The 8,239-nt window shown below is 65.7% G+C and carries 7 protein-coding genes; 6 read left to right on the top strand and 1 reads right to left on the bottom strand.

Annotated elements, in window-relative coordinates:
• Positions 1-22 precede the first annotated feature (22 nt).
• On the top strand, positions 23-1,717 hold the full coding sequence (locus PHA8399_RS13620) for a Na/Pi cotransporter family protein (RefSeq protein WP_058286680.1): 1,695 nt from the start codon (positions 23-25) through the stop codon (positions 1,715-1,717).
• A 95-nt stretch (positions 1,718-1,812) separates the two neighbouring features.
• Here PHA8399_RS13620 and PHA8399_RS13615 read toward each other — a convergent pair whose 3' ends face one another.
• Complete coding sequence (locus PHA8399_RS13615) at positions 1,813-2,616, bottom strand: helix-turn-helix transcriptional regulator (protein WP_058286679.1); 804 nt, start codon at positions 2,614-2,616, stop codon at positions 1,813-1,815.
• A gap of 228 nt (positions 2,617-2,844) precedes the next feature.
• On the opposite strand from PHA8399_RS13615, the gene PHA8399_RS13610 reads away from it, so the two are divergent.
• From PHA8399_RS13610 to PHA8399_RS13590, 5 genes are all read left to right on the top strand, one after another.
• Positions 2,845-4,407 carry an ABC transporter substrate-binding protein gene (locus PHA8399_RS13610; RefSeq protein ID WP_058286678.1) on the top strand — a complete coding sequence of 521 codons (1,563 nt, stop codon included), beginning with the start codon at positions 2,845-2,847 and terminating at the stop codon, positions 4,405-4,407.
• A 111-nt stretch (positions 4,408-4,518) separates the two neighbouring features.
• A complete protein-coding gene (locus PHA8399_RS13605; RefSeq protein WP_058286677.1) occupies positions 4,519-5,457 on the top strand; it encodes an ABC transporter permease in 939 nt (312 codons plus the stop codon).
• 14 nt (positions 5,458-5,471) lie between these two features.
• Entirely contained in the window at positions 5,472-6,329 is an 858-nt protein-coding gene (locus PHA8399_RS13600) for an ABC transporter permease (RefSeq protein ID WP_058286676.1), read from the top strand.
• Positions 6,326-7,306, top strand: a complete 981-nt coding sequence (locus tag PHA8399_RS13595; protein WP_058286675.1) for an ABC transporter ATP-binding protein — start codon at positions 6,326-6,328, stop codon at positions 7,304-7,306. Before PHA8399_RS13600 ends, PHA8399_RS13595 begins: the two co-directional genes overlap by 4 nt.
• Positions 7,303-8,226 carry an ABC transporter ATP-binding protein gene (locus PHA8399_RS13590; RefSeq protein ID WP_058286674.1) on the top strand — a complete coding sequence of 308 codons (924 nt, stop codon included), beginning with the start codon at positions 7,303-7,305 and terminating at the stop codon, positions 8,224-8,226. The genes PHA8399_RS13595 and PHA8399_RS13590 overlap by 4 nt, the downstream gene beginning before the upstream one ends.
• Positions 8,227-8,239: the final 13 nt, after the last annotated feature.

Below are 8,239 nucleotides of genomic sequence, written 5' to 3'. Positions count from 1 at the left end.
GCGCAGGTCAAAGAGTAACGTAATGGCGATCCTGACCTTTCTGATCAGCCTCGCGGGCGCGACGATGCTGCTGCTTTACGCGGTGCGGATGGTGCGCACCGGGATCGAGCGCAGCTATGGCGCCTCGTTCCAGCGGCTGCTGACCGGGCGGCAGAGCCATCTGCAGGCCGGCATGATGGGGCTGACCCTCGCGATCGTGCTGCAAAGCTCGGCGGCGGTGGCGCTGCTTGCGTCGGGTTTTGCGGCCAGCGGCTACCTCGCCTTCCCCACCGGGCTGGCGATTGTGCTGGGCGGCGATCTCGGCTCGGCGCTGATCATCCAGATCCTGTCGTTCAAGCTCGACTGGCTGGTGCCCATGCTGCTGGCGGCGGGCGGCTACCTGTTCGTCAAGACCGAGGCCAAGAAGGCGCGCCAGCTGGGGCGGATCCTGATGGGGGTGGCCTTCATCCTGATATCGCTCAGGTTTCTGCGCGAGGCGATGGATCCGATCCGCGACAGCGCCTTTCTGCCCGCCATCGCAGGCTATCTGGCGCGCGACTATATCACCGCCTTCCTGGCGGGCGGCGCGCTGGCCTTTGTGATGCATTCCAGCGTTGCGGCGATCCTGATGTGCGTTACCCTGGTGCAGATCGGCGCGCTCCCCTTTGCCGCCGGGCTGTCGCTGGTCCTGGGGGCGAATTTCGGCTCCGCCTTCATTCCGGTCTGGCTCAGCCGCGGCATGGACCTGCAGGCGCGGCGCATTCCCTATGCCAACCTCGCCCTGCGCGGCACCTGGGCGGTGATCTGCCTGTTCGGCGCCAATCTGGCGCTGCGCCAGGGCTGGCTCGGCGATCCGCAGGGCGGCCAGATGCTGGTCAGTGCGCATCTCGCCTTCAACGCCGCGCTGCTGTTGCTGGCGCTGCCGCTCTGCACGCCGCTGGGCGGTGTCTTTGCGCGGCTGTTCCCGGATCCGGCGGCGCCCCCGGCGCAGCCGCCGGGGCGGCCGGTCAGCGCGCTGAAGCAGGGCAGCTACGGCGCGCCCGCGCAGGCGGTGGCCAACCTCACCCGCGAGCTGTTGCGGATGGCCGATCTGGCCGGCGCCATGTTCCGCCCGGTGCTGGAACTGTACGAGAGCGGCAGCAAGGAGCAGATCCGCGCGGTGCAGCAGATGGACACGGAGGTGAACGCCTGCCTCGCCGGCATCCGCCAGTATGTCGCGGCGATCCCGGCGGAGGCGTTCAGCAAGGACCAGCTGAAGACCGCCCGCAGCCTGATGGAATACGCCATCCGGCTGGAGACCGCGGGCGATGTGGTGGCCCGCCGCCTGACGGTGCTGGCCGAGGAGATGCGCAAGAAGGAGCTGCGGTTTTCCCGCGACGGCTGGCTGGAGATCACCCGCATGCATGAGGCGATCCTGGCCAATCTGCAGCTGGCCTCCAACGTGCTGATTTCCGATGACCTGGAGAGCGCGCGGCTTCTGAGCCTGGAGAAGACCGAGCTGAAGCGGATGGAGCGCGACAGCCGCAAGCGCCACCTGCGGCGGCTGCAGAGCGGCGGGCGGGAGAGTTTCGACACCTCCGACATCCACCTGGAGACCCTGCGCGCCCTGCGCGAGTTCAACAGCCACATCGCCGCGGTGGCCTATCCGGTGCTCTACCGAAACGGCCAGCTGCTGGAGACGCGGCTGATCGAGGAGATGCGGCCGGAAGATGACGCCATGGAGGAAACAAGCCGCTGACCTGACGCAGGCCATATTCCCTGTCCAAAGAATGTGCCAAAATCTTTGCGCAAAAGTTTTGCCCGGCCCGCAGCCCACCTGCGGGAAGGGTCTGATCAGAGCAGCACGCTGCCGGACAAATCCGGAAGATCCTCCTTGTCCGGGGTTTCCAGATAGTTCCGCACGGTCGGGTCGATCCGCGGGCTGCGCACCGGGTAAACGCCGCAGGCCGCAATCGCCTCGCGCGCCGAGACCCGTTCGTCCAGCCGCTTCCAGATTGTCCGCGCCGCATAGGGGCGGGGAAACGGCCGCCAGGCCAGCCCCATGGTCATGCCGCGCAGGTACTTCAGCTGCTGGCGGTGGGCCGAGAACAGGATGGTCTGCGCCACGCTGCCCTCATGGGCGCGCTCGTGCTCAGTGATGAACAGACGGTTGCCGCGCATCGCCACCAGCCCCCGGTAGCGCGAGATCTGCCGGATGCTCTGTTCCGGATCATGAGCGACTTCCAGGGAGCGGGACAGGATCAGCCCGTCCTTTTCAATGAACCGGGCCAGCGCGCAAAAGATGCCTTCACCCCAGGAGGGGGTGTGGAAATAGGCGTGGTAGAAGCCCAGGTAGCGTTTCAAATTGCGCTGCTGGCCGCGAAAGGGAGCCAGGAATTCCTCGCCCGGGCTGTGCGGGACGGGACCGGCGGCTTCGGCAAGGCGGGCCTCGAAATCCGCGCTGGCGGCGAACAGCTGCGATTCCGGGATCGCAAAGTAGCGGGCGATCCGGCGCAGGTTGTGCGCGGAGGGCAGGCTGCTGCCGCTGAGGTAGCGGTTGAATTGCTGGCGGTTGAGGCCGATCTCGCGGCAGATCTGCGCGATGCTGCCATGCTCGGCGCAGAGTGAGCGCAGGTTTTCAGAAAAATTGCCGGACAAGGGTCAGTTTCCTTCGCGTTCTGACGCGGGTGCAGATCATTCCGCGTCAATCCGCGCATGTTTGCACAGTTTTGAATCCGGCGAAACCGGCGTTTCTGAAAGCAAGCCGCACGGGTTTGGAAAACCGCTTGGCCGACCGGGAGGGCTGGAGCGGGCAGGCGGCAGACAGAGCGGCCGGGGAAGCCCCCTGCCGGCGGGCTTCAAAGATCTGATCCAAGGGAGGACACCATGAAGATCGAATGGACCAAGACGGCACTGGGGCGCCGCGGATTTCTGAAAGGGGCCACGGCGCTGGGGGCGGCAGCCGTCTTGCCGGCCGGACTGGGCAGCCGCGCGCTGGCGGCGGAGGGCGGCACCCTGCGGGTGCGCTCCTACGGCGACATGCAAAGCATCGACCCGGCGTTTTCCAAGGGCGTGATCGACGAGGAGATCCACGCCGCGATCTACAACAAGCTGATCCAGTACAAGCCGGGCCGCGAATGGGACTGGCAGATGGATGCCGCCGCGATGATCGAGCAGGGCGACGAGACCCACATCAAATTCGCGCTGCGCGACGACATTGGCTTTACGGGCGGCTTCGGTGCAATGACCGCCGAGGACGTGAAGTTCAGCTTTGAGCGGATCGTGGATGAGGCCACCGACAGCCCCAACAAACCCGACATGGGCCCGCTGAGCCATGTCGAGGTGACCGGCGAGCGCGAAGGCACCATTGTGCTGAAGGAACCGTTTGCGCCGCTGTGGTCCATCGCGCTGCCCTATATCACCGGCAACATCGTGTCGAAAAAGGCCTGGGAGGCTGCGGGCGGCAAGGCAACCACCGATCCGCTGGCGGAATCCGGCCCTTACCTGCGCGCAAGCTGGTCGCCCAAGGAAAAGACCGTCCTGAAGCGCAACCCGGACTGGAAGGGCGAGGCCCCCGCCTGGGACACCATCGAGATCCTGCCGATCGACGATGAGAATACCGCCGAGATCGCCTTTGAAGCCGGAGAGCTGGACTTTACCCGCGTGTCGCTCGGCTCGGTTCAGCGTTACCGCGACGGAGTGCCGAACGGCGGCACGCTGCTGGAATACCCGTCGCTGTATTACACCTGGCTGGGCATGAACCTGGATCACCCCAAGCTGCAGAACCCGAAACTGCGCCAGGCGATCCAGCACGCGATTGACGTGCCCTCGGTTCTGGAAGCCGCCTATTTCGGCGCCGCTGAGCCCTCGACCGGGATCATCGCGCCGGGCCTGGCGGGCCACCGTCCGCAATCGCTGGTGCCGCCGCAGGCGGATTTCGCCAAAGCCGCGGACCTGCTGGCGCAATCGGGTGAAACCAGCGTCACCCTGAAGCTCGACACGCTGAACAAGACCACCTTCACCACCGCGGCGCAGGTGATCCAGGCGACGCTGGCGCAAATCGGCATCACGGTGGAAGTCAACGTGCTGGAATCCGGGGCCTTCTGGGCCAGTGCCGACAATGAGGACCTGCAGCTGGTGCTGAACCGCTACTCGATGACGCCGGATCCCTACTACGCGACCTCCTGGTTCACCACCGAACAGGTCGGCCACTGGAATTGGGAACAGTTCAGCAGCCCGGAATTCGACAAGATCCACGCCGAGGCCGCGCAGCTGACCGATCCGGCCAAGCGGGATGAGATGTACCGGCGCGCACAGGACCTGATGGAGGAAAGCGGCGCCTACCGCTTCCTGACCCATGAGGCGACGCCGGTGGTCCATTCGGCAGGAGTGGTGCCGGCGCTGCGGCCCGACGGGCTGGCGCTGCTGCGCTATTTCGGCAAGGCCTGACCCTCCCCTCAGGCCCGGTCCTCCCCCCGGGCCTGATCCGGCACGGCTGCAATATGCGGCGCAGCCGTGCCGTTTTCCTCCGCACCGCGAAACCAAGGGAGCTATGCGGCCATGTTACTCTATGCAATCCGGCGGTTCGGGCTGGCACTGCTGATCCTGATCGTGGCGGTCACCGTCATGTTCCTGATGATCCGCGCCGTGCCCGGCGATCCGGTCCAGATCATGCTGGGCCCGCGCGCCACGCCAGAGCTGCAGGCGCGGCTGACGGCGGAACTGGCGCTGGACCAGCCTATCTGGAAACAGCTGCTGATCTTCTATGGCAACCTGATGCGGGGCGATCTGGGGATCGACGTGTTCTCGGGCCGCTCGGTGACGGCGATTGTGTTCGATCAGCTGCCGCACACGCTGGCGCTGATCTTTGCCTCGATCCTGTGGTCGGCGCTGCTGGGCATTGGCCTGGGCGCCTATGCCGCGGCGCATCCCAACACGCTGATCGACCGCATCGCCGCCGCCATCTCTGTCAGTTTCGTGGCTGCGCCCGCCTTTGTGGTCGCGCTGCTGTCCCTTTTGATCTTTGCGGTGCACCTGCAGTGGTTCCCGGCCATCGGCGCGGGCGAAGGCTTCTGGGGCCGCCTTGACCATCTGGTATTGCCCGCTTTTGCCATCGGCCTCAGCTGGGTCGGCTATATCGCCCGGCTGGTGCGCGCCTCGATGCTGGAGGTGATGGGCGAAAGCCACATCCGCACCGCCCGCGCCTTTGGCATCAGCGAGCGCCGGGTGGTGATGGTCTATGCGCTGCGCATCGCCATCCTGCCGGTGGTCACGGTGATCGGTGTCGGCATGGGGTTCCTGCTCAGCTCCGCCGTCTTTGCCGAGATCGTCTTTGCCCGCCCCGGCCTGGGCAAGCTGGTGATCGACAGCATCACCACCCGCAACTACCCGATCGTGATGGGATCGGTGCTGATCTCGACCGGCCTGTTCGTGGCGTCCACCGCGCTGGCCGATCTGATCAACGCCTGGCTCGATCCCCGCGCCCGCACAGCCACTTAAGGAGGGCGTGAGATATGGCAAAATCCCGTTCCGAACTGGGCCAGATCATCCATGGTGTCGCCCGCGACCCGCTGGGGCTGATGGGTCTGATCATTGTCGGCGCCATCGTTTTCTGTGCCGTCTTTGCCGTCTGGATTGTTCCTTACGATCCGGTGGCGATGAACATCAAGGACCGCCTGCAAGAGCCGTCCGCAACGTACTTGCTGGGCACCGACCAGCTGGGCCGCGATACCTTCTCGCGCGTCATCATGGGCGGCCAGGTGGCGCTGAAAGTGGCGCTGCCCGCGGTTTTCGGCGCCATGGCCATCGGCCTGACGCTGGGCATGATCGCGGGCTACGGGCCGAAATGGCTCGACAACGTCCTGATGCTCCTCTTTGACACCATACGCTCCTTCCCGACCGTGATGTTCGCGCTTGCGGTGGTGGCGCTGGTGGGGCCGAGCCTGCAGACGGTGGTGTTCGTGGTGATGGCAACCTCAATCCCGACATATGGCCGGGTGGCGCGGACCCAGACACTCACCCTGCGCAATTCAGAGTTCATTCTGGCCGAACGCTCCATGGGGGCCAGCATGGCGCGTATCCTGGGCGTGCACATGCTGCCTAATATCATCGGCGTGCTGGCGGTGCTGGCGGCGATGGACATTCCCACCGTGATCGCGCTGGAGGCCGGGCTGTCCTTCCTCGGCCTCGGGGTGAAACCGCCCACTCCCAGCTGGGGCGCGCTGCTGAAAGACGGCTATTCGCTAATCCGCCAGACCCCCTGGCTGGTGGTGGGCGGCGGGCTGCCGATCATCCTGGCAACGCTGGGTTTCACCTTCCTGGGCGAGTCCTTGCGCGACGTGGTTGACCCGAAACTGAGGAAACAGCGATGAGCGACACCCTGCTGGAAATCGACCGCCTCAGCGTCGACTATGAGACCGCCCGCGGCGACCTGCGCGCTTTACGCGATATCTCCTTTGACGTCCGCAAGGGCGAGATTGTCGGGATCGTCGGTGAATCGGGCTGCGGCAAGTCCACCCTGATCTCGTCCATTCTGCGGCTGACCGCGCCGAACACCCGGTTCCGCCAGGGCGAGGTGCGCTTCAAGGGCGAAGACCTGCTGCAACTGCCCGAGCGCAGGATGCGGGCCTTGCGCGGCGCCGATATTTCCATCGTGTTCCAGGACCCGATGCAGACCCACAACCCGGTGCTGTCTATCGGCCAGCAGATGCTGGACATCCAGCACCGCTCCAAGGCGTCCAGGGCCGAAAAGCGCGCCCGCGCTGCGCAGATGCTGGGTGCCGTCGGCATCCCGGACCCTGAGGCGCGTCTCGACCAGTTCCCGCATGAGTTTTCCGGCGGTATGCGCCAGCGCATCGCCATCGCCATGGCGCTGATGTCCGAACCCGACCTGCTGATTGCGGATGAACCGACCACGGCGCTGGATGCGACGCTGGAGGTGCAGATCATCGAGCGCCTGCAGGAGCTGCAGCGGGAATTCAACTGCGCCATCCTGTTCATCTCGCACCATCTGGGGGTGATTGCCGAGCTTTGCGACCGGGTGGTGGTGATGTATGCGGGCGCCGTGGTCGAGAGCGGCGACGTGCGCGAGATCTTCCACGATCCCAAACACCCTTACACCCGCCGCCTGATCGACTGCGACCCGGGCCACATCAAGGAACGCGCCCGCGTCCTGCCCACCATCCCGGGCGAGGTGCCGGATCTGGCCAACCTGCCCGGCGGCTGCATCTTCCGCGACCGCTGCAACCAAGCGATGCCGCGCTGCGCCGCTGAGGTGCCGCCGCTGACACAGCTGAAAAACGGCCACCACGCCGCCTGCTGGCTGAACCACAAGGAGGCCGCAGAATGAGCCTGCTGGACGTCAAAGACCTCAGGACCAGTTATGGCCAGGTCAATGTGCTGGCCGGAGTCAGTTTCACCGTTGAGCCGGGCGAAACTTATGCGCTGGTGGGTGAGAGCGGCTCCGGCAAGACCACGGTGATCCGCGCGATTGCCGGTCTGGCGCCGGCGCAGGAGGGTTCCGTCAAATTCGAGGGGCGGGAAATCCGCGGCGCCTCGGAGCGGGAAATGCGCCCCTTGCGCAAGGACATCGCGATGATGTTCCAGGACCCGGTCGGCTCGCTGTCGCCGCGCCTCACGATCCGGAGCCTGATTACCGAACCCTACCGCATCCAGGGCATGAAGGACCGCGATCTGGACGCCGAGGCCAAGCGCCTCTTGGAGATGGTGAACCTGCCTGCGCATTTCGCAGACCGCTATCCCTACCAGTTGTCGGGCGGGCAGGCGCGGCGGGTGGGCGTCGCCCGCGCGCTGGCGCTGGAGCCCAAGCTGATCCTCGCGGACGAACCCACCGCAGGTTTGGACGTGTCGGTGCAAGGCGAACTGCTGAACCTGATGAACGACCTGCGCGAACGGCTGGGGCTGGCGATGGTTATCATCACCCACAACCTCAACGTCGTGCGCCATGTCGCGGACCGGATGGGCATCATGTATTTGGGCCGCCTGGTCGAAGAAGGCACGACAGAGGCGATCTTCAAGCACCCGCGCCACCCCTACACCCGCTGCCTCTTGTCGGCCAACCCGGAACCCGACCCCGACGCCCGGCTGGAACGCATCGCGCTCAAAGGCGAGCCGCCCAGCCTGCTGCGCCGCCCCAAGGGCTGCGAGTTCCGCGAGCGCTGCCCGTTTGCGCAGGAGGTCTGCAGTCAAACCCCGCAATGGGAGATCGAAAACGGCCACGGCCTGCGCTGCCTCGCCCCTCTCGGCTGAAACCCCTCAACAT

The organism is Leisingera aquaemixtae (assembly GCF_001458395.1).
Classification (GTDB): domain Bacteria; phylum Pseudomonadota; class Alphaproteobacteria; order Rhodobacterales; family Rhodobacteraceae; genus Leisingera; species Leisingera aquaemixtae.
Note: the sequence above shows the minus strand (reverse complement) of the source record. Positions and strands in the feature narration are given on the sequence as shown.